1 pseudogene is annotated in these 267 nt (G+C 39.7%); it reads left to right on the top strand.

Annotated features, from left to right (window positions below):
- Positions 1 to 267, top strand: a pseudogene (locus IQR33_RS22215) (universal stress global response regulator UspA); the annotation flags it as partial.

Here is a 267-nt window from a genome sequence, read left to right as displayed (position 1 = left end):
CTTTATTCATATTGATGGTACGCACGGAGAAATCTATCGTGAGCTTGTAGACATTAAAGAAAACCCGGATCAAAGGCCGTTGAATGAGCATTCAATGGGATGTTTAAAGACATTTAGTGATTACATGGATTACCCACTTAAACATTTCTTCGTAGGTACTGGCGACTTGGCTGATAAATTAGAGGTCACCATTAAAGAGCAAGAAGTGGATCTTCTGATTTGTGGCCACCACCAAGATTTCTGGAGCAAGATTATTTCTTACTCCAG

Source organism: Vibrio sp. OPT46 (assembly GCF_015163535.1).
Classification (GTDB): Bacteria; Pseudomonadota; Gammaproteobacteria; order Enterobacterales; family Vibrionaceae; genus Vibrio; species Vibrio alginolyticus.
The sequence above is the reverse complement of the archived record's forward strand: the minus strand, read 5'-3'. Positions and strand labels throughout refer to the sequence as shown.